General features: G+C 33.2%; 20 protein-coding genes, 6 tRNA genes, 1 pseudogene and 2 other annotated features. Of the genes and pseudogenes, 1 reads left to right on the forward strand and 26 read right to left on the reverse strand.

Annotated elements, in window-relative coordinates:
* Positions 1-6: 6 nt before the first annotated feature.
* From rpmI to TKV_RS07780, 10 genes are all read right to left on the reverse strand, one after another.
* On the reverse strand, positions 7-204 hold the full coding sequence (gene rpmI, locus TKV_RS07735; RefSeq protein WP_049685456.1) for a 50S ribosomal protein L35: 198 nt from the start codon (positions 202-204) through the stop codon (positions 7-9).
* A 27-nt stretch (positions 205-231) separates the two neighbouring features.
* A complete protein-coding gene (gene infC / locus TKV_RS07740; RefSeq protein WP_084574221.1) occupies positions 232-783 on the reverse strand; it encodes a translation initiation factor IF-3 in 552 nt (183 codons plus the stop codon).
* Positions 764-884 (reverse strand) — a sequence feature (ribosomal protein L20 leader region). (Overlaps the previous gene by 20 nt.)
* Before the next feature lie 93 nt (positions 885-977).
* Complete coding sequence (locus TKV_RS07745) at positions 978-2,030, reverse strand: chorismate synthase (protein WP_049685458.1); 1,053 nt, start codon at positions 2,028-2,030, stop codon at positions 978-980.
* Entirely contained in the window at positions 2,027-3,283 is a 1,257-nt protein-coding gene (locus TKV_RS07750) for an MFS transporter (RefSeq protein ID WP_049685459.1), read from the reverse strand. The genes TKV_RS07745 and TKV_RS07750 overlap by 4 nt, the downstream gene beginning before the upstream one ends.
* Before the next feature lie 96 nt (positions 3,284-3,379).
* The gene (gene thrS, locus TKV_RS07755; protein ID WP_049685460.1) at positions 3,380-5,284 is read right to left on the reverse strand and encodes a threonine--tRNA ligase; all 1,905 of its coding nucleotides are present in this window, start codon (positions 5,282-5,284) and stop codon (positions 3,380-3,382) included.
* 56 nt (positions 5,285-5,340) lie between these two features.
* Positions 5,341-5,532 (reverse strand) — a binding site (T-box leader).
* A 51-nt stretch (positions 5,533-5,583) separates the two neighbouring features.
* Positions 5,584-6,183 carry a DUF445 domain-containing protein gene (locus TKV_RS07760; protein WP_049685461.1) on the reverse strand — a complete coding sequence of 200 codons (600 nt, stop codon included), beginning with the start codon at positions 6,181-6,183 and terminating at the stop codon, positions 5,584-5,586.
* Positions 6,184-6,265: 82 nt separating this feature from the next.
* Positions 6,266-7,144 carry a putative sporulation protein YtxC gene (gene ytxC / locus TKV_RS07765; RefSeq protein WP_049685462.1) on the reverse strand — a complete coding sequence of 293 codons (879 nt, stop codon included), beginning with the start codon at positions 7,142-7,144 and terminating at the stop codon, positions 6,266-6,268.
* A gap of 56 nt (positions 7,145-7,200) precedes the next feature.
* Positions 7,201-7,935, reverse strand: a complete 735-nt coding sequence (locus tag TKV_RS07770) for a DUF6873 family GME fold protein (RefSeq protein WP_049686249.1) — start codon at positions 7,933-7,935, stop codon at positions 7,201-7,203.
* Positions 7,936-7,978: 43 nt separating this feature from the next.
* Positions 7,979-8,911 (reverse strand): GGDEF domain-containing response regulator, encoded by a 933-nt coding sequence (locus TKV_RS07775; RefSeq protein ID WP_084574337.1) that lies wholly within the window; start codon positions 8,909-8,911, stop codon positions 7,979-7,981.
* 122 nt (positions 8,912-9,033) lie between these two features.
* The gene (locus TKV_RS07780; RefSeq protein ID WP_049685464.1) at positions 9,034-9,369 is read right to left on the reverse strand and encodes a thioredoxin family protein; all 336 of its coding nucleotides are present in this window, start codon (positions 9,367-9,369) and stop codon (positions 9,034-9,036) included.
* Positions 9,370-9,540: 171 nt separating this feature from the next.
* Here TKV_RS07780 and TKV_RS07785 point away from each other — a divergent pair, with 171 nt between their 5' ends.
* The gene (locus TKV_RS07785) at positions 9,541-10,722 is read left to right on the forward strand and encodes an ISL3 family transposase (protein ID WP_049685465.1); all 1,182 of its coding nucleotides are present in this window, start codon (positions 9,541-9,543) and stop codon (positions 10,720-10,722) included.
* A 265-nt stretch (positions 10,723-10,987) separates the two neighbouring features.
* Here the strand turns inward: TKV_RS07785 and TKV_RS07790 are convergent.
* The 16 genes and pseudogenes from TKV_RS07790 to pepV all read right to left on the reverse strand — a co-directional run bounded on the left by TKV_RS07790 (position 10,988) and on the right by pepV (position 20,364).
* A tRNA-Cys gene (locus tag TKV_RS07790) sits at positions 10,988-11,062 on the reverse strand.
* A gap of 4 nt (positions 11,063-11,066) precedes the next feature.
* Positions 11,067-11,142: transfer RNA gene (locus TKV_RS07795), tRNA-Gly, on the reverse strand.
* A 4-nt stretch (positions 11,143-11,146) separates the two neighbouring features.
* Positions 11,147-11,222: transfer RNA gene (locus tag TKV_RS07800), tRNA-Phe, on the reverse strand.
* Between the two features lie 5 nt (positions 11,223-11,227).
* Positions 11,228-11,304, reverse strand: a tRNA-Asp gene (locus tag TKV_RS07805).
* 1 nt (position 11,305) lies between these two features.
* A tRNA-Val gene (locus tag TKV_RS07810) sits at positions 11,306-11,381 on the reverse strand.
* Between the two features lie 125 nt (positions 11,382-11,506).
* Positions 11,507-12,391, reverse strand: a complete 885-nt coding sequence (hslO, locus tag TKV_RS07815) for an Hsp33 family molecular chaperone HslO (protein ID WP_006569986.1) — start codon at positions 12,389-12,391, stop codon at positions 11,507-11,509.
* 60 nt (positions 12,392-12,451) lie between these two features.
* Positions 12,452-12,655 carry a cold-shock protein gene (locus tag TKV_RS07820; protein ID WP_003867228.1) on the reverse strand — a complete coding sequence of 68 codons (204 nt, stop codon included), beginning with the start codon at positions 12,653-12,655 and terminating at the stop codon, positions 12,452-12,454.
* A 74-nt stretch (positions 12,656-12,729) separates the two neighbouring features.
* The gene (locus TKV_RS07825; protein WP_004401923.1) at positions 12,730-13,476 is read right to left on the reverse strand and encodes an NAD-dependent protein deacylase; all 747 of its coding nucleotides are present in this window, start codon (positions 13,474-13,476) and stop codon (positions 12,730-12,732) included.
* Between the two features lie 25 nt (positions 13,477-13,501).
* Entirely contained in the window at positions 13,502-13,672 is a 171-nt protein-coding gene (locus TKV_RS07830; protein WP_003870178.1) for a small, acid-soluble spore protein, alpha/beta type, read from the reverse strand.
* 3 nt (positions 13,673-13,675) lie between these two features.
* Complete coding sequence (locus TKV_RS07835) at positions 13,676-15,157, reverse strand: hypothetical protein (protein WP_049685466.1); 1,482 nt, start codon at positions 15,155-15,157, stop codon at positions 13,676-13,678.
* A gap of 98 nt (positions 15,158-15,255) precedes the next feature.
* A complete protein-coding gene (locus TKV_RS07840) occupies positions 15,256-15,477 on the reverse strand; it encodes a NifU family protein (protein ID WP_049685467.1) in 222 nt (73 codons plus the stop codon).
* A 53-nt stretch (positions 15,478-15,530) separates the two neighbouring features.
* Positions 15,531-15,996 (reverse strand): annotated as a pseudogene (locus tag TKV_RS13970) (GAF domain-containing protein).
* A gap of 84 nt (positions 15,997-16,080) precedes the next feature.
* The gene (locus TKV_RS07850; RefSeq protein WP_049685468.1) at positions 16,081-16,653 is read right to left on the reverse strand and encodes a Uma2 family endonuclease; all 573 of its coding nucleotides are present in this window, start codon (positions 16,651-16,653) and stop codon (positions 16,081-16,083) included.
* Between the two features lie 301 nt (positions 16,654-16,954).
* Positions 16,955-17,728, reverse strand: coding sequence for a prolipoprotein diacylglyceryl transferase (locus tag TKV_RS07855; protein WP_049685469.1), 774 nt, complete (start codon positions 17,726-17,728; stop codon positions 16,955-16,957).
* A 243-nt stretch (positions 17,729-17,971) separates the two neighbouring features.
* A tRNA-Val gene (locus tag TKV_RS07860) sits at positions 17,972-18,048 on the reverse strand.
* A 921-nt stretch (positions 18,049-18,969) separates the two neighbouring features.
* Positions 18,970-20,364: a dipeptidase PepV gene (gene pepV, locus TKV_RS07865; protein WP_049685470.1), complete on the reverse strand. Its 1,395-nt coding sequence runs from the start codon at positions 20,362-20,364 to the stop codon at positions 18,970-18,972.
* Between the last annotated feature and the right edge of the window lie 154 nt (positions 20,365-20,518).

The raw sequence follows: 20,518 nt of genomic DNA on the forward strand, positions 1-20,518 counted from the left end.
AATCCGTTATGCATAGGGTAATAGACGTTTGATATTTTTTGCGTCTGCACCTACAAAATAAGTAGCTTTTCTCAATCTTCTTTTTCTCTTTGCATTTTTCTTTGTCAAAAGATGGCTTTTATAAGCTCTTGCTCTTTTAACTTTACCAGATTTTAATACTTTAAATCTTTTTGCTGCTCCTCTATGAGTCTTCATTTTAGGCATAATTTAATCCTCCTTATGGCAACATTGTTAATTTTTAGGTGTTAATACCATCATTAAATTTCGCCCCTCCATGTCAGGAGCTTTTTCTACAACACCATATTCACTAATCTGCTGAGCAAATCTATTTAAAACTTCTTCAGCTATTCCCGTATGAGTTGCTTCTCTTCCTCTAAATCTTATGGTAACTTTTACTTTGTTTCCTTCTTTTAAAAATTTAATAGCACTTTTTAATTTTACAGCAAAGTCATGGTCTTCAATAGTCGGAGACATCCTTATTTCTTTTACATTTATCACTTTTTGCTTTTTCTTTGCCTCTTTTTCCCTTTTGCTAAGCTCATATCTGTACTTACCAAAATCCATCAATTTACACACAGGCGGATTGGCTTGCGGGGCAATCTTAACCAAATCAAGATGTCGCTCTTGTGCAATTTTGTAAGCTTCCTTGGCAGACATAATACCTATTTGCTTTCCATCCTGATCGATTAACCTTACTTCCTTGTCCCTTATTTCCTCATTGACCTGCAGCTCTTTGTTAATAAATACGCACCTCCTAAAATTTGTGAAAAAATAAAAGCGGATACAAACGTACCCGCTTCACTCCCTTATAAAAAATAAGTCCATTTTATGAAACCTTTGCACCGGCGGTGAAAGGTGAGAAGCGGGCGCTTCTACTTATTCGCTTTTTTAGTTTATCATTATTTTATTTTTTTGTCAATAATTATTTTAGATTGCCTTTGCTAATCTTTTAGTCAAATAACCTCCATTTTGGAGATTTAAAAATTTTTTACATATACTAAATATGCATCATAATTTTTCTTTAGTTCCTCAATTGAATCACCGCCAAATTTTTTAAGGCATTCATCAGCAATCACCCAAGCACAAACTGCTTCTAAAACACAGGCAGCAGCTTCAACAGCAGTCACATCTGAACGCTCATAAGCAGCTTTTACTTCCTCTTTAGTATTTATGTCAATAGAAGTAAGGGGTTTTAAAAGAGTAGGAATTGGCTTCATAGCAGCTCTTATAACTATAGGATTTCCATTTGAAATTCCACCTTCAATTCCTCCTGCATTGTTGGTCTTCCTATAAAATCCTCTTTCTTCGTCATAATATATTTCATCATGGACTAAAGAGCCAGGTTTTCTTGCTGCTTCAAAACCCAAGCCTATTTCTACAGCCTTAATCGCCTGTACACTCATGACATGATAAGCTAAAAGCGCATCTAATTTTCTGTCCCATTGCACATGACTTCCCAAACCAATTGGCACACCCTCTATTACTATTTCTATTATACCTCCTAAGGTATCTCCTTTTGATTTAGCTGCTTCAATAATCTTTGGCCACTCTTCTTCAACTGTTATTCCACCTATTTCTAAAACTTTACTCTTTATGAATATATTTAATTCTTTAAGAAGCAATTTTGCTACACTTCCTACTGCCACTCTCGCAGCTGTCTCTCTCGCACTTGAACGTTCCAAAATATTTCTCAAATCTCTCTGATTGTACTTTATTGCTCCTGCAAGGTCTGCATGACCAGGGCGTGGTCTTGTTATAGGCGGAATTTCTTTATCTTTCCAATTTGTATAATCTCTATTTATAATCTCCAATGTAAGAGGTGCTCCGATAGTCTTGCCATGTCTTACTCCACTCAAGATGTGTACTTCATCTTTTTCAATAGCCATTCTTCCCCCTCTTCCATAACCCCCTTGCCTTCTTTTAAGCTCATTATTTATAAATTCTACGTCAATAAAGAGATTTGATGGAAGGCCTTCAATAATAGCAATTAAAGCTTCCCCATGGGATTCCCCTGCAGTAATATATCTCATACTTTTCCTCCTTGCTTTGCTTCAATTTCTTTAATCTCATCTTCATAATTAGCTACTAAAAAGTACAAAATACTCACTACTATTCTTGCAATACCTGTTAAAATCATAAAAGCTACATAACCCATTTGTGTATAAAGCCACATTCCAAACATAGGAGCAATAAAAGCGGAAATTTGAGTAATTAGTGTAAACACGGCGATGTAACTCATTTTTTCTGAAGTAGGAGGTAAAAGCTCTAACAGCCAATTTAAGAGCAACATGTTATAACCTCCTACAGCTATACCCCCTAAAAAATCAAAAATAGCGCCAACATAAAGGTTTTTAGCTGTAGCCCACATGAGGGGAATAAATCCTAGAAGCAATGCACTTAATGCAACAGCAAATCCGTTTCCCCTTTTGTTGGACAGGTCAGCCCATTTGTAAAAAGCTAAAATAGAACCAATAGAGGAAACAATAGTAAATATACTCATCCATGCATTGTTAGCATGCAAAAAATTTACCTTATATATGGTAAAAATGGGCCAAGCCATCATCCATGCAAAATAATATATAAAAGAAGTTACATTAAAATATATGAATTTCTTAGACTCAAACATGTTTCTAAAAGCTTCATAAAAACTTCCGGACTTGGCTTCATCCAAATCCCTTTCTACTACATGAAACCTTGAAAAATAATAAGATTCTATTAATCCGAAAATAAATGCAACAGTAAATACTACTTGATAATTAATAGGGAAAACTATTTTATCAAGCAACCATCCTGTTACCAAAACTGTAATTGTTGCCACAATTGTCGTCCAAAAATTTCTATCAGCGAAAACTTTACTTCTATATTCTGGAGGAATTAATTCACTCATAAAAGACTGCCAACACATACCAACTGCCATAGAAGGTAAATTCATTACTCCCACCAACACGACTACCACCCACGGTTGGAGCTCTTTATTAAAAAACGGAGCAAGAGCAAGCAAAAAATAAAAAGTTCGTGCAATATACAGTACTGTATAAGCAAATTTATGAACATCCTTTAAGCTATTAATCAAATAAGTTACAGGAATTACTCCAATTACCACCATAAGCGCAGGAAGAGAGTTTAAAAGAGACACCTGAAAGTCGTCGGCTCCCAATTTTATGGCATATATTCCAATAAAAGGGTTAACCATATTAAAGCCTATAGCCCATGCAAGGCCATTTATCATATTCATTTTTATGTTATATCTCAAATGCTTGTAAACTTCTAGCTTCTTTTTCATACCTCTCCCTCAAAATTAATATTTTAATTTTAGATTACCACGTTTTTTAAATTCTTTCAATAAATCAAAATGCCCCTTTAAAGGAGCATTTTGATTTTATAAAGCTTTTGTGGCGATTTCTTTAAGAATTTTTTCTATAAACTCATTTAAGGAAATATCGCCTAGATCCCCTTCTTTTCTTGACCTTAAAGATACTGTCCCTTGTTCTACTTCTTTATCCCCTACAATCAGCATATAAGGAATCTTTTGAAGTTGTGCCTCTCGTATTTTGTATCCTATTTTTTCATTTCTGTCGTCTAATTCAGCTCTTATGTCATTTTCCAACAGACGCCCGTATACATTTTGGGCATAAGCATAGTGTTTATCAGATATAGGCAAAACTCTAACTTGTACTGGCGCCAGCCAAGTTGGGAAAGCCCCTGCAAAATGTTCAGTAAGAATTCCAATAAATCTTTCTATACTTCCGTAAATTACCCTGTGCAACATTATAGGTCTGTGTTTTTCTCCATCTGGGCCTATATACTCCAGTTCAAACCTTTCAGGCATCTGGAAATCTAATTGGATAGTTCCACATTGCCATGTACGACCTATGCTGTCTTTTAAATGAAAATCTATTTTGGGCCCGTAAAATGCACCATCCCCCTCATTAACTTTATATGGTAAATTCACACGATTTAAAGCAGAAATCAAAGCATTTGTAGCCAATTCCCAGTCTTCATCAGACCCCATAGAATTTTCAGGACGTGTAGACAATTCAACAAAATACTCAAAGCCAAAAATTTTATAGAAATAATCCACTAAATTTATAACCCCTAAAATTTCATCTTCAACCTGCTCAGGAGTCATAAACAAGTGAGCATCATCCTGAGTAAAACTTCTTACTCTCATAAGCCCATGCAAAACTCCTGAGAGTTCATGTCTATGCACTAAACCCAATTCACAAAGTCTCAAAGGCAAATCCCTGTAACTGTGCATTGTAGACTTGTAAACAAGCATTGCTCCAGGGCAATTCATAGGCTTTATTGCATAAGTCTCTCCGTCTATTTCAGTGAAATACATATTCTCTTTATAGTGGTCCCAGTGTCCTGACCTACGCCATAATTCTTCATTCAAAATTATAGGAGTTTTTATTTCCTGATAACCATGCTTTATATGTTCTTTTCGCCAAAAATCTTCTAAAATGTTTCTTATAATCATTCCCTTAGGATGGAAAAAAGGAAAACCTGGTCCTTCAGGGTGGATACTAAACAAATCTAACTCTTTCCCTAATTTTCTATGGTCTCTCTTTTTAGCTTCCTCTAACATATGTAAATATTGATCTAACATGCTTTTTTTAGGAAAACTTATTCCATATATTCTTTGAAGCATTTTATTTTTTTCGTCGCCTTTCCAGTAGGCTCCAGCAACTGACAACAATTTAACAGTTTTTACCATGCCTGTTGACATAAGATGGGGCCCAGCACAAAGGTCAGTAAATTCTCCTTGCTTGTAAAAAGAAATTTCCTCTCCTTCTGGTATTTCTTCTATAAGCTCCACTTTATAAGGTTCATATTTTTCTTTCATCAATTCTATCGCTTCATCTTTAGGAAGGACAAACCTTTCCAACTTATAATCTTCTTTTATAATTCTATTCATTTCCTGTTCTATAGCTTCAAAGTCTTCTGTGGTAAAAGGCCTTTCTGTATCAAAGTCATAATAAAAACCATTGTCTATAGCCGGACCAATTGCCAATTTCACATCTTTAAAAAGCCTTTTTACAGCCTGCGCTAAAATGTGAGAAGAAGTATGCCAATAAATCTTTTTTCCATCCTCATCGTCAAAAGTCAAAATTTCAAGTTTTCCATCTTCTTCAATTTTGGTAGTAAGCTCCACCACTTTTCCGTTAAATTTTCCACCTACCGCTTCCTTTGCAAGCCTTTCGCTTATGCTCTTGGCTATTTCGTAAACTGTCATGCCACTTTCAAATTCCTTCTGTGTGCCATCTTTAAGTGTTATAAGCATGCAACACCCTCCTTTGTAATTTTTTTATTTTCTTAAATAAAAAACCTCTTACCCCGTAAAGAGGCAGAGGTCATCTGCGGTTCCACTCTTTTTTATACTCTGGTATTATATCGGAATAACCGATCGGATTTATCATCCGCAGCTCCGGGGTGGTCTTCGATATTCAGAACATTTGAATGATCTCAGCCTACGTCATTCAATCTCTGTGATGTTCTTTAAATATCTACTTTCCCCCTCATTGCCTTAATATTCAATTTTTTAATCATTATATCCTGCAAAAATGCTTTTGTCAATAGAATTCATAAAAATTGTATTAGGAGAGCCTGCAATATTCCAATTATAAATCCTAAAACTCCTCCCAAAAGCTCTATCATAAAAAGTTCGCTATGAGCAATCTTTATCACCACTTCTTCCAATTTTTCTAACTCAAAACCCCTTATCCTCTCTTCTACAATTTGAGATATGCTGAAGTTTTTGGACATGCTTTCCGCTAACTCATAAGAAGAATGGTTTAAAAAAACGTCAACTTCTTTATTGATAATATCACTGATATAAGCTGATATTATTCCTTTTACACCTTTAGGAAGAAAAGAAGGCAGTTTCCCTTCTGTAACTTCTTTAGCTTTTAATTTGAAATTAGATAATAACAATTGCTTGTTTTCGTCTGTCAAAAGCTTATCCCATAAATCATTAAAAGATAGTAGTTCTTTCTCCACAATTTCTCCCACTGATTTAGCAATTTCATACTTTCTTTTAGGAATAAGACCTTGTACCTCGATTCCTAAAATTTTTATTGGTTTTAAAGGTTTAAACAGCATTTTCACTGCCACAAAATTCGTAAACCACCCAATTGCCGCACCAACTGAAGCCAAAAACAACATCCTCACTAAAAATTGCATCACACCACCTCAAGCTTTAAAAAGTAACAAATATAATAATATCAAATTTTAATAAATTTTAAAACCCAGCTGCAAAGCTGGGTTATTTTTCACACTTAATATTTGAACACAGTTCACAACCATAACAAATTTCTACTCTGTCATAAAAAACTTTTTTAATTGTCTCTATAATTTCCTTGTTTTTTATATTGTTAATGGAATGGAAAAATATTTTTTTGGGAGCAATTGTTATGATAGTACTCATAAGCATGTCTTCGTCGCTTATGGTTCCATCTTTAAACTCAAGAGATATCTCATTTATAAAATCGCTATTTACAAGCTCATGGTTTTCATTGTAAAGTTTGAATTTCCCATTTTTATCAACAACGATGTTTAACACATCCATTTTTGAATCTTGCAACTCCACAAAGTATTTCAGCAAGCCAATAAACTCATTGTACTCCCTCTGCATTAAAAATTCATCCACAGCTTTGTCAGTGATTTCACTGAGCTCCCCAATAAAATCTCTAAGCCTAAAATTGACAAAGCCTTCTATATCTATATAATCATTTTCCTTTAAAAAATCTCTCACAAGAACAAAAATTTGTTCTCTTTTTATTAATTTAAAAGTTTCCCTGTTCACATCGTCTTCAATAATGTTATAAGCAATTTTCTCTATCTGTTCCTTTTCACTTTCTGTAAAATAATAGTAATATTTGTTGATTAACTTTCTTATAATTCTTTTGTCAATTTGATTTACAATTATATCAGAAATAGCCTCAGCTATATAGTTTCTAATCTTTGCAATATTATTAAAGGTTGGCTTATCCTCGATTTTTAAATTATAATATGTTACAGGGCCGCAAACACTTGAATTCACAGCAACCTTTATACCTTTTTCACTCAGGCTTTTTAAACCGTGTTTCAAATTTTCCCCATCTAATTTTAAAGCATTGGAAACTCCTATGGAAATTAATTGCAATTTCTTCTCACTCCCTTCGTTAATAGTATGTGTCTATTTTATCTTTTCTACCGACTTTAAATCAGTGGGATGATGGAACCAATGTCTTTTATTTGATTAAAAGTCAAATAAACAATTTCTACTCCTTTTTTATTCAAAAATTCAATAATTTTTTTATAATTTTTATGAGACTTAAACGACCCAGTCACAGCCAATTTCTTATTTGCTATGAGTCCCATTGCTCCACCAACAAATCCGTATTTAAAACCTTCTAAAATAATTTCTCCCGGTTCAATCAAAAGAACTTCTATTCCATTTTTCACTGCAACTTCAAAAATACCTTTGTCTGAGGTTATAAAGCTGTTATCATCTATGATAGCCATATTGCACTTTGTGTAACCCTGCTTTACATTTAAAAATTTAATTCCCTTCTGTTCTAATGATTCCCTTAAAATAGGGTCTGTATATTTCAAGTTGTGAAAAGCTATATTTCCCAATCTTGCTACATTATATGCGATGTTATAGGGATAGTTGCGTTTCAAATAAGTTTGTCCTAATCTTACATTTAAACCTATTTGTTTTAATTTTTGTATAAAGCTATTGGATACATTTGGAGCTATAATAACTTCACCATCTCCTAAAGGATGTATGAGGATATCGGGGTGAAAAGAAATTGCATCATATAAATCATTACATTTTTCTGTATATATTACACCTATACTTAATTTAGTTAGACTATTACCTATTTCTTTTTCTCTCCCATCAATAACAACGTACTTTACCTCATCTACAGGAACAAAAGGATTTATCACCATTTTCACCTCTTATAAAAATTAGGCATACATATTGTATGCCCTAACTCTTTCTTCTATCTTTTAGGTAGCAGCTTCCGTCCATAATCTTTAATTTCTTTTTCAATTCAGCAGCTACTGCACTTATTTCCAAATCATTTTTAAAATCTCTAAATTCATTTGTGACAATAGCAATAGAAATTGAAACCAGTGGAAACATCATCTTTTCTCCAGTCCTACTAATTGTCTCTATGTAACCCCGTTTTCTATCTTCATCGTCATATAAATACTTTATTTCCTCATCAAAGCGAGAAATTATATACTTACACATCTCTTCAGCTTTATCAGGAGTAGTAATTATCACAAAATCATCTCCACCTATGTGTCCCAAAAAATCTCTTTCATTTCCAATCAGATTTACAGCATCTGATAAAATTTTGGCTGTAAGTTTTATTACATTATCTCCTCTTAGAAAACCATAGTAATCATTATAAGACTTAAAATTGTCCAAATCAATATACAAAATGGCATAAGGCTTGTTTTCTTTAATTCGCCTTTTTATTTCTTCTTTAATGTCAATATTTCCTCTAAGACCAGTAAGAGGGTTGGCCATTCTGTTGTGTTCTATTCGCTGAAACAAATTATTGACTTTAAACAGAAGTTCTTTGTCATTAAAAGGTTTCACTAAATAATCATCTGCACCCAATTCCAACCCCTTAATTTTTTCTTCAAAATTGTCCTGTGAAGTCAAAAGTATTATAGGAAGCATCAAATTTTCTTCTTCTTTCCTCAAAATTCTTAAAAGGTCAAAGCCATTCATGCCTGGCATAACTATATCTAATATTACCATATCAGGTAATTTATTCCTGTATATTTGCAAAGCCTCTTCTCCATCTTTAGCCTCTAGCACCCCATACCCAGCATTTTCTAAAATATCTTTCAAGATTTTCCTTGTAAGTTTATTATCATCGACAATAAGAATGTTTCTCCCCTTCACAATGCTTCCCCCACAAAAAAACATTTAATAACCCCATACTATTATATAAAAATTTTGGCAAAAAAACTACTACTTTAGTAAATTAAATTTAAATAAAAAATGAAAAAATTTCACATAAAATTTTATGCAGTTTCTTCAAAGAAAAGAGAGTAATATTTTGAAATTTTTTCTTCTAATGTGTCCATACTTATAAAACGAGCCTCTCTTATTGCCTCTTTTCCATCCACATAAACTATTACAGTAGGAACAGTAAAAACAGAAAACTTACCAGAAGCCAGCGGAATCTCATCAATAGGAATGTGAAAACTTTTTATTTTTGGATAGTTTACTAGCATTTCTTCAAGTTTAGGAAGTAATGATGTACATATTCCGCAATCTTGTGTAGAAGAATAAAGAAATACCATATCATTTTCCTTTATAATTTGTTCTATATTTTCTATGTCGTTAATTTTATCCACAATTTCCCTCCTATCCAAAAGACTACAAACGATTAGATTTTAAAATTAAGATTCTATAATAAATGTTGGGGTGGATAAAAAACATCTTACAAAAAAAGAGAGCACTTATTCTGAATGCCTGCTATAATAGAAGTGGAAAAAACAATCTAACAAAAGGAGGCATCAGAATAAGTGCAAGGTAATTATATCACAAATTTCTTAAAATCTGAAGAGATAATTTGGGAAGGTGTTATAGAACATGACGACAAAATAGAACTGCATATTAAGATGAAGCAGAAACCACATATTTGTCCAAGATGCGGAGAAATAACATCTAAGATTCATGATTATAGAGTACAAAGGATAAAAGATGTACCGCTATTCGGAAAGCCAACAGTGATAGTACTAAAAAAGAGGAGATATGTTTGTCGCTGCTGTGGCAAGAAGTTCTATGAACATATAGACTTTCTGCCACGCTATCATAGAATGACCAACAGATTATCTATTTACATACTACAACAACTAAAAAAACAACAAAGCATGAAAGATATATCTGAAGTTACAGGGGTATCAATTACGACTGTGATGAGACTTTTAGACAGAGTAGGAGTAGAACCTGATTATAAAACATTACCGGAAATTATCAGTATAGACGAATTCAAGGGGAACTCTGGAGGCAGGAAATATCACTGTATTATTGTAGACCCAAAAGAGAGAAAAATATTAGATATTTTAAAAGACAGAAAACAAGAGAATCTGAGTGAATATTTCAAAAGATTTAAAGAGAGGAATAAAGTAAAGTGGGTTATTATAGACATGTGGAGGCCTTTTTCAGATACAGTAAAAACATATTTCAAAGGAGCTAAAATAGCAATAGACAAATTTCATTTTACAAGGTACATATATTGGGCAATAGAAAATGTAAGAAAAAGAATACAAAAAGAATTGCCAGACAATAAAAGAAAATATTTCAAAAAAAGCCGCAAGCTACTTCTTGCAAAATATGATACTTTAACAACAGAACAAAAAGAAGAATTGGAAGTAATGTTCTGGTACAGTGACGACTTAAGGATAGCATACCTTTTAAAAGAAGAATTTAATGATAAAGTATTAAAATGCAAGAATTCAAAGGATGCAAAAATAGAATTAAAAAGATGGATACAGTTAGCTAAAGAAAGCAAAATTGATGAATTTAAAAGATGTGTGCAAGTATTTAACCGTTGGTTTGAAGAAATAACAAATGCCTTTGATATCCCTTACACTAATTCTGTAACAGAAGGTTACAATAATAAAATTAAAGTACTAAAAAGGCTTGCATATGGCTACAGAAATTTTTATCGCTTCAGGAAAAGGATATTATATTGCAATGCTTGATGCAATACTATTTTTAGTGATAAAGGATATTCAAGGATATTATAGAGCTTTGATGAAAAAACATAAATAAATATCCACCCATACTTCTAGCTATATCTCTTATCATAACTAACATAATTTAACAAATATTTTTTGTAAAAATTTATAGGTGAGCATTCAGAAAAAAATACCCACCCCAACTATTGACAAAGAACCAAAATTTAAAAAATATAAGCCCCTTCTAGGGCTTTTTCATAACCTGATTCACTAAAGTTTCATATTTTTATGGAGGCGACACCCGGATTCGAACCGGGGAATAAAGGTTTTGCAGACCTCTGCCTTACCACTTGGCTATGTCGCCATATTGGAGCGGACAACGAGACTCGAACTCGCGACCCTCACCTTGGCAAGGTGATGCTCTACCAACTGAGCTATGTCCGCATAATGGTGCCTCGAAGTGGAATCGAACCACTGACACAGGGATTTTCAGTCCCTTGCTCTACCAACTGAGCTATCGAGGCATAACTGGCGACCCAAAAGGGACTTGAACCCTCGACCTCCAGCGTGACAGGCTGGCGCTCTAACCAACTGAGCTATTGGGCCGTGGTGGTCGCAATAGGACTCGAACCTATGACCCCCTGCTTGTAAGGCAGGTGCTCTCCCAGCTGAGCTATACGACCATTCTACTGCCGTGCAAGTAATAGTATACATAAAAAACTGCTATTAGTCAACACTATTTTGAGGATTTTTTCGCCTTTATGTCTAATTAAAAATAAAAAATATCGATGATTCTCTTAAATTTGCTTTATTCCTCTGCAATTCTCAGCAATTCTTTAAGCCTACTTTCCTCTATCAAATACTTTTTACCACAAAAATGGCATACAGCTTCAACAGATTGTCCTTCTGAAATAAGTTTTTCTATCTCCTCTTTTCCAAGAGCAATTATAGCAGTTTCAAATCTTTCTTGTGAACAATCACATTCATATTTTAAATCTACTCTTTCTAAAATATTAAGTCCCATCTCCCCTAATATATGGTTCAATATATCTTCTGGTAGATATCCATTCCTTAACAATTCTGTAACTGAAGAAATATTCCTGAGTACTTCCTCTAGCTTTGCTACAACTTCTTCTTCAACATTAGGCAATAACTGTATAATAAAGCCTCCAGAAGCTAAAACATTTCCTTCTTTTCCCACTAACACTCCTACCCCAACAGCAGAAGGTACCTGCTCAGAGGCATAAAAATAATAGGCTATATCTTCCCCGATTTCCCCAGTTTGAAGCTCTACAGTTCCAATGTAAGGTTCCTTTAAACCTATATCTTTTATAACAGTCACATATCCATTTTTACCAACAGCTTTGCCTACATCTAATTTTCCTTTTTCAGACAGTGGTAAATCCACTGTAGGATTTCCTACATACCCTTTGACAATTCCCGGGTAATTTGACACTGCAACAATATTCCCTATAGGCCCATCACCTTTTATAACTAAAGTGACCTTGTCTTTTTCACCCTTCATCATAACTCGCATCATAGCGACAGCTGTCAAAGCTCTTCCTAAAGCTGCACAAGTGGTAGGTGTGAGATTGTGAATTTCTTTAGCCTTCTGGGCAGTTTGTGTTGAAAAAGCTGCAATAGCTAATATTTTATTATTATAAGCTGTAGCTCTTACAATGTAATCACTCATAGTAAATACCTCCTATATCAAAAAACCCTAACATATTTAATGTTAGGGTTTAATTTCACGTCAGTTTACCTTTCTTACCTTAGAAGCTTGTGGTCCTTTTGCAGCTTCAACTACCTCGAACTCAACTTTTTGTCCTTCCTCCAATGTCTTAAAGCCATCACCTTCAATTGCTGAGTAATGGACAAATACGTCTGTGCCATCCTCCCTTTCAATAAAGCCATAGCCTTTCTCGGCATTAAACCATTTTACTTTACCTCTTACCATTTATATCTTCCTCCAAACTTGATAAATAATTTACTTCTCTATCATAGCACTTATATATCGAATTGTCAAATTTTTTATTGAAATTTTATAATATCCCATATATTTCTAAGCGCATAGCTTGCTTTTTCCCTTATAACTACATCAGCTTTATAGTCATAAGGAGTCTCTGTCGCATTTATAATTATTAAATGTCTTACTATATCTGGCAAAAAGTTCACTGGCGAAACTGCCAAAGAAGAACCTATGACTATTAACAAATCGCTGGACTTTACTTCTTTTACTGCCAAATCAAAAACATAAGGCATAGGATCTCCAAATAGTACTACATCAGGCCGCAGTAACCCACCACACTCATCGCAGCGAGGAGGAATTTGTTTTTTATTTACTTTTTCCTCTAAAACTTCAAAAGAGACTTTTTTTCCACAATGTAAACAACTTCCTTCTCTCGTATTGCCGTGAACTTCGAATACATTTTTAGAACCCGCTTTTTGATGAAGATTGTCTATATTTTGTGTAATTACTCCAAAAATTATACCTTCTTTCTCCATTTCGCTTAATATGTAATGAGCTTCATTAGGCTCAGCATTTCTCATTGAAGACAAAATCTTGAAACCAACTTTATAAAATTCCTCCGGGAAATTGTACAATACTCCCGTTGACAAAACCTCCATTGGATCTAACTTCTCCCACAGACCCCTTCCTGGGCTTCTAAAATCAGGTATACCACTTTCCGTTGATATACCTGCTCCTGTCAATACAATAGTTTTTCTTGACTGCTTAATGAGGCGAGCAGCCTCTTCAAACAAATTTTTATCCCCCATGGCAATTCACCTCAAATAGAGTATATCACAACTTTTCTTTTTTTCCTACCTCCTGTTGCATTTTCATCTTTTTCTTAACTATTGAACCTATCTTCCCAGTTTCTTGGGCAGATAACTTAGACCATCCAACTTTTTTTACCTTTTCAAGAAGTCCTAATTCTTCAGCCGCTTCAAGTTTCAAAATTTCATTGTCCATTCTCTAATCCTCCTCCCAATTTAAAGAACTGTAATATATCTTTTCCCCTGTGCTGGCATCTATCATAAACTCCAAAGAGTTAGGTATATACACTAATTTACCTTTTTTATTCTTTGTTATAAAATAGTACAGTTTAAAACCACTATCTATAAAAATATTTTGAGTAACTTGTGTATTGATAGTATTGTCTATCTTTGGAAAATCAATATAATCCCAATTAAAAATTATTTTTTTAATTATTCCTTCCTTATTTGTTTCAATGGTTATATAATTATTAGAAATTATCGTATTGTTTGTTTGTCTATAAAAAGTATAAATTTTATTATCTCGATAATTCATAGGATATGCTACCAAAAAATCACAAGACAAATAATTATAAAGATGTTCTTTCACATATGTCTTTGCCTCTTCCATATCAAGTATTCTAAAATTTTTCTCCTTATAATTCCAATAACCAAAACCTAAGTGAATAACACTTTGGTCGTGAGAATCAATTGCTACATTTATATTTAAAATTTTGTCTTTTAAACTTGTAAAATTCCAATCATAGGTCACAGCCGGTTTACCCGTCAAATAAAAATTATTCACATAACCGGATTTGAGCAAAGAAATTTTATCTATTTTTAAATTTTTTGCTATATCTTGAGCAATTGTCTCTGGATTTTTTAACGCAGAGTCTTTAATGTTTAACTTTACAAAATCCAGCTTAGCCATTTCTTCTTTTATATCATTTCCTTTATAATCAGTAAAAATACCACTTTTAGCATCAATGGCATAAAACAGAGGATTTAAAGAGGGAATATACACAAACCGATATTTTTTCCCATCATTATAAAGCATAAGCTGAGGAACAACATATCTTTGATATAAGCTTTTTATCTCATCAACACTTTTAATATTTTTTGTATCTTCGTATTCTACTTCTTCCGAAAGATTTTCAGCAAAAAATTTAACAACTTCTCCTGAATGAGAATCTATGTACACAACTATTTCTCTATTATCCACTATGAGATTGTTTATCACCTTTTTAAATATTAGCTTATAGATATGTGGTTTTTCTAAGCTCTCATCAATATACTCCTCATCTAAAAGGCTTTTTACAAATTGATATTCCTCTCCTGTAATCAAAGATATCAAATTGTGTGCTAAAATTATCGACTCACCCTTTGAATATCTAACTGGCAAATTATTGTAAAAATGTGTAAAAGTATCTACGTAATAGTCTATATAATCTAACTTATTTTTGTCACTATCATATACAATTTTTAAAGTCTTAAAGGGTTTATTTCCTTTAAATTTAAAGCTGTATAACCCGTTTTGCAGATTATGTTCCACCAATTTTAATCCCTTTGTAAAAGGCACTTCCATTGTTATTTTTTGTAATATTTTTTCTTCTGAAGAAGTATTAACTTCTGAATAGACATTTGATAAATTTAGAAATAACATCAAGACAATCAATCCTGCTAAACAAAATTTTTTAACCATACATAGACCTCCTTGAAAATATTCCCATATATACTATTCTATGTATGGTTAAAAAATCCTGCTTATATAGCAAAAAAAATCCGGATAACCCGGATTTTTTAAACTGCTATCACTTCTTTAACTTCAGGAATTTCTTCTTTGAGAGCCCTTTCAATGCCTTCTTTCAGCGTCAAAGTAGCAAAAGGGCATCCTCCACAAGCACCTGTCAGCCTTACTTTTACAATCCCATCATCTGTAACATCAATAAGTTCCACATCTCCTCCGTCTGATTGAAGAGATGGTCTTAGAAGCTCTAATACTTCTTCTACTCTTTCTCTCATAGCTAATCCTCCTTCCTAATATAATTATTATACCACAAAAAATCAATGGAAATCTATTTTTTGAGTTTTCGACCTATAATTTCTGCAACTTTTTCTAAAAATCTTTTATCTTCTTCATCAAAAGCCCTTAAGTCATCACTGTCAATATCTATTTCTCCTATTATTTCGCCATGTACCCATATTGGCACTACAATTTCAGATTTTGTCTCAAAGCTGCAGGCAAGATAATTGTCTTCTTTTGTCACATCATCAACAATTATAGTATTTTTTTTCTGCGACAGCCCTTCCACAAACACCCTGTCCCACTTTTATTCTCACATGTTCTGTAGGTCTACCAATATAAGGTCCTATTACTAACTCTCCATCCTTCATGAAATAAAAACCCGTCCAATTGTAGTAAGGGACATTGTCTGCTAATATTTTAACAACTTCACGATAAAATTCATCCATATCATCAATTTCTCTTGCTTTTTGGTCAATCTTAACTAATAAGTCATCAAAAACTTTTCTTTTTTCCATCCTTTCAGCTCCTCTGTAAAAAATTTGCCAATATAATTTTACCATTAAAATGTGGTAGAATAAAGTAGTTTCAATTTAGATTACTCAATAGTTAAAGATAAGCGCCAAATCAATTATAAGGTCATCAAAGAGGGAAACTTTAATTTTATCTTTATCAGTATATACTTTTACCCCATATCTCTTGTTTTCTTGCAAAACAAATACACTCACAATTTTATCTTCTGGCTCTACAATCCAGTACTCTTTTACACCATGTTTTTCATACAGATTAAATTTTTCTACTCTATCCCTTTTTCTTGTTGACGGTGATACAATCTCTACAATTAAATCAGGAGCCCCTTTGCATCCTTCATTATCAAGTTTTGATTCATCGCAGATAACCACCATATCTGGCTCAACAACAGTTTTTATCTCTTCATTACTTTTTTCATCGCCTTTAGGAAGCCTAACACCAAAAGGTGCCAAATATACTTTGCATGGTCTATTTTTTAGATAATCGTAAAATTGATAAAATATTGCTCCTAATATTTCTTGATGAATTCTTGAAGGAGGTGTCATTAAATAAACTTGTCCATTAATCAATTCTATCCTTTCATTTTCTGGCCACTTTAAATAATCAGCATAAGTGTATATTTTATCCTCCTTTGGTAGAGGCATACTGCCACCCTCCTTTCTTTTTTATCACTTTTCATTACTTATTCACAGAGCAAATTTATTTATTCACCTTTCAGGTAATTCTAAGATGATTCAAAAATCGGAAAATTTCTTGAAGTTTTCTTTGATTTCATTTTATCATACATATTTCCATTTAGACAATAAAAAATAAACAAGAAACAGCCCCTGTAAGGCTTCACTAAAGTTACTAAATTAATCACCTTTACAAATTATAAAGATTAACGAATACCATCTACCTTTTTTCTTAATTTGCCTTAAATAAGAAAACTGCCTCAAAGGCAGTTTAATTGTAAAATTGTTTATTCGGGTCATTTAACACTCTTCTTATCATCCAGTATGCCAATATCAAAATGAAAGGTGTTACCAACTGAGTCAAGGTGAAAAATCCTATTCCCCATTTTTCATTTAAATATACAGGCCATATTAAAGGATTATCCCTTACAGTTTCTTCAATTAACCCTCTCATCAGTTGATAGTAAAATATAAAAGACCAAAATTGGTATCCATCAGGCATATGTTTTTTTTGTATATAAAAATACCTAGTAAGAAGTATCATGCCCATAGCAACTCCTACCAGTTGAGCAGGCCATCTACCAAAAGCAAACTCAGTAGGTCTCCCTAATACTTCTTGATTGAAAATATTGCCAATTCTAACTAATATGTTTCCAATTGCAAGTCCTAAAACAGCAAAATCCTCTAATGGATTTATCCTTACTCCTTTTTTACGGCAATAGTAAAGCCCCGCCAAAAAGCCTCCCAAAACTGCTCCGTGCCATGACAAGCCACCTTCATAAATCTTTAGCACCTGAATAGGATTTTTAATAAACCATTCAGGGTAATTTGCCAAAACAAACATCAACCTTGCTCCAACTACCCCTGAAATTACTACAACCATTAAAAGGTTTAACAAAAAATCCTCATCATAATTTAATTTCATTGCCTGTTTATATAAGTAATATGCACCTATAGCAATGGAAAGTGCCATAAAAATTCCATACCAATGGACTGCAATAGGTCCTATTTTAAAAGCATAAGGATTAATCGTTGGAATGTACATTATATTAACCTCCATGCAATAGTTTTTAAAACGCCAAAAAGTTTAATAAGATTTTCATTATACTATCATTCTACAGCATTTCGATAATATGTCAAGAGGTGACTTTAATTTCCTTACAATGCTTTCATGTGGCTCCGGAAAAAAAGAGATGCCATTCAAAAAATAGAAAAAATTTTGGGCACCAAATGGGCACCAAAATAAAAAATAACGCTCTTTTTGAGCGTTTGACCTTCATAATAAATATGGTGGGGTTAACAGGGATCGAACCTGTGACCTCTACGATGTGAGCGTAGCGCTCTGACCAGCTGAGCTATAACCCCACAACTTCTATTTTTATTATATACATCCCTCTAAAATATGTCAATCATTAATTTTTGAGTTTCTTTCTATAAAAGAAGGAATTTAAACGTTTTTATAGAATTTATAATATACAAAGCTTATCAATTAATAAAGATGTTATTTTAAGAAAAGAGGAATAACATGAATGATGTTATATCTTTTAGGTGTATAAACACTACTTTGAGTGAACTCCTCGCGATAAGTATATTGCCACAATGAAAAGTGAAATAGAGAAAATTGTAGGGATTAATTTTACACAACATATTTTAAAATATGAAAACGATACTGAATGGTTTGTGTTATTAAATGGTATGAAAAAAATCGCGAATCTGGCTGACAATTTTTCAAGACCCCTATGAACCAATTAACAGAATTATAATAAATGAGTTTTTGTTACCAAATGAAAATGATAACAAAGGATTGGAAAAAGAAGTAAGTTATATCAAATTTTTTAAAACATATTTGAGTTATATCTGTTTATTTAAATGATTCTTCTCTATTTTGGATGGATATGGGATTTATTTTAGAGGAAACAGGAATCTATCTTACACTAAAATAAAATCCTTCGTTGTGAAGGATTTTAGAGTGTAGACAAAGTCCATTTAAAAAGTCTCCGCTTTTATGCGTAAAGTGCATTGCGGAAGTATCTTAGTGTGTCTTGGCGAAGTTTTGGAAAAGCAGCTTCCCATGAGCAGCTCTTAAATAATTATTTCCTTAAAAGAATTTTTGTAAACTTAAATTAAAGCTTCCTTTCATGTAAGAAAGAAAGCGAATTCGGAAGCTGCCCAAAGGAAGCCTATGACACGACTTAGATACGTAAGCCTGCACTTTAATATAAAGCTGGAGACTTAATTTAACATAAAAGTTTGTCAACAAACTCAAATCCCTCGTTGTGAAGGATTTTATTTTGCCAGCTCATATATGGCATGAGCATATATCTTTGCGTTCAATATTAAATCTTCTATCTCAATATATTCATTTGCCTGATGCGCCAAATCAGGTTTCCCTGGAAATACAGGTCCAAAGGCCACCATGTTTTTCATTTCTTTTGCATATGTTCCTCCACCAATCGCCAAAAGTTCCGCTTTTTGACCTGTTTGTTCTTCGTAAACATTGCTAAGTGCTTTGATAAGCGGATGGTCTGGTGGAAAATACAACGGTGGCTGATGCATCATATCTTCCACTCGTATGCCATAAGGTTTGATCTTCTCTTCAAAAGGAGTCATCCAATCTTCATATTTATATTTTACCGGATACCTTATATTTAACCCTAAAGTCCCTTTATTCTCATCTAACTCTATCGTTCCTACATTAAAAGTCAGTTCTCCAGTTCCATCTTTTAAATAAACCCCAAAAGTCTTTCCATCTGTCTCCATTCCTACATTTTGAGCAAAGAAATGTATAAAATCTTTGACATCGCTGTCTTCTAAATCAATTCTATCAAGAAAGAGCAACAATTGCATTATAGCGTTTTTCCCAAGATGCGGAAGACTACCATGAGCAGAAACTCCTATGGACTTAATAGTTAACAAGTCATTGTTTTCTTCCGCCTTTATATCATAACCAGTTTCTTTTACAAAAGTTTGTAATTTTTCTTTTATTTCTCTCTTTTTATTTTCATCCTTTACTTCAAGTCCACATTCGCAATAATCAGGCACTACATTAGGTCTTTGACCACCACGAATATATTTTACTATTAAATTTTTAGGTTTCTTTTCAAAATCTTTGACAACTCTAAACATAGTAATACCTTTTTCTGCATATATGATAGGATATTGAGCATCAGGAGTAAACCCCATTGTCGGCACTTCGTCATGTTTTAAGTAATACTCTATCTCGTGAGAACCAGACTCTTCATTTGTTCCAAATAAAATCCTTACTCTTTTAGAAAGCTTTAATCCAGCGTCTTTTATCGCCTTCAAACCGTATAAAGCAGCAATAATTGGGCCTTTGTCATCTACAGTCCCTCTTCCATACATTTTACCATCGTGGATTTCAGCACCATAAGGCGGATAAATCCACCCGTCGCCTTCAGGAACCACATCCAAATGCCCTAACACTCCTATCATTTCTTCTCCTTCACCGTACTCCGCATATCCCACATAACCATCAACATTCTTTGTTCTAAACCCAAGGTTTTTAGCAATCTCTAAAGCTTTTTCTAATGCCTTGGCTACACCTTCACCATAAGGCATACCAGGCTTAGGGTTATCTTGAACACTTTTTATTCTGACAACCTCCTGCACTGATTTTATAATCTCATTCCTCATATTGTCTATGTAAGAATTCAAATTCATGTAAATCCCCCCAATTATTTGGTAATCACAGCTTTATTATATACCTTAAATAAAATGTTTTCAACAATTATCTCTATCTTTTTCCTATTTTTTGAGCTATGACATTCCAAAAAGAGTGGGTTTCAAAACCGAAAAGTTATAGAATTTGGGCACC

It is taken from the genome of Thermoanaerobacter kivui (assembly GCF_000763575.1).
In the GTDB taxonomy this organism is placed as follows: Bacteria; Bacillota; Thermoanaerobacteria; order Thermoanaerobacterales; family Thermoanaerobacteraceae; genus Thermoanaerobacter; species Thermoanaerobacter kivui.

Excerpts from the sequence above, each read along its gene's own strand:
- rpmI (WP_049685456.1), bottom strand. The coding sequence starts at position 204 with ATGCCTAAAATGAAGACTCATAGAGGAGCAGCAAAAAGATTTAAAGTA.
- TKV_RS07745 (WP_049685458.1), bottom strand. The coding sequence starts at position 2,030 with ATGAGATATATTACTGCAGGGGAATCCCATGGGGAAGCTTTAATTGCT.
- TKV_RS07750 (WP_049685459.1), bottom strand. The coding sequence starts at position 3,283 with ATGAAAAAGAAGCTAGAAGTTTACAAGCATTTGAGATATAACATAAAA.
- thrS (WP_049685460.1), bottom strand. The coding sequence starts at position 5,284 with ATGCTTATAACACTTAAAGATGGCACACAGAAGGAATTTGAAAGTGGC.
- TKV_RS07760 (WP_049685461.1), bottom strand. The coding sequence starts at position 6,183 with ATGCAATTTTTAGTGAGGATGTTGTTTTTGGCTTCAGTTGGTGCGGCA.
- hslO (WP_006569986.1), bottom strand. The coding sequence starts at position 12,391 with ATGAGTGATTACATTGTAAGAGCTACAGCTTATAATAATAAAATATTA.
- TKV_RS07820 (WP_003867228.1), bottom strand. The coding sequence starts at position 12,655 with ATGGTAAGAGGTAAAGTAAAATGGTTTAATGCCGAGAAAGGCTATGGC.
- TKV_RS07825 (WP_004401923.1), bottom strand. The coding sequence starts at position 13,476 with ATGGGGGATAAAAATTTGTTTGAAGAGGCTGCTCGCCTCATTAAGCAG.
- TKV_RS07830 (WP_003870178.1), bottom strand. The coding sequence starts at position 13,672 with ATGGACAATGAAATTTTGAAACTTGAAGCGGCTGAAGAATTAGGACTT.
- TKV_RS07835 (WP_049685466.1), bottom strand. The coding sequence starts at position 15,157 with ATGGTTAAAAAATTTTGTTTAGCAGGATTGATTGTCTTGATGTTATTT.
- TKV_RS07840 (WP_049685467.1), bottom strand. The coding sequence starts at position 15,477 with ATGAGAGAAAGAGTAGAAGAAGTATTAGAGCTTCTAAGACCATCTCTT.
- TKV_RS07850 (WP_049685468.1), bottom strand. The coding sequence starts at position 16,653 with ATGCCTCTACCAAAGGAGGATAAAATATACACTTATGCTGATTATTTA.
- TKV_RS07855 (WP_049685469.1), bottom strand. The coding sequence starts at position 17,728 with ATGTACATTCCAACGATTAATCCTTATGCTTTTAAAATAGGACCTATT.
- pepV (WP_049685470.1), bottom strand. The coding sequence starts at position 20,364 with ATGAATTTGAATTCTTACATAGACAATATGAGGAATGAGATTATAAAA.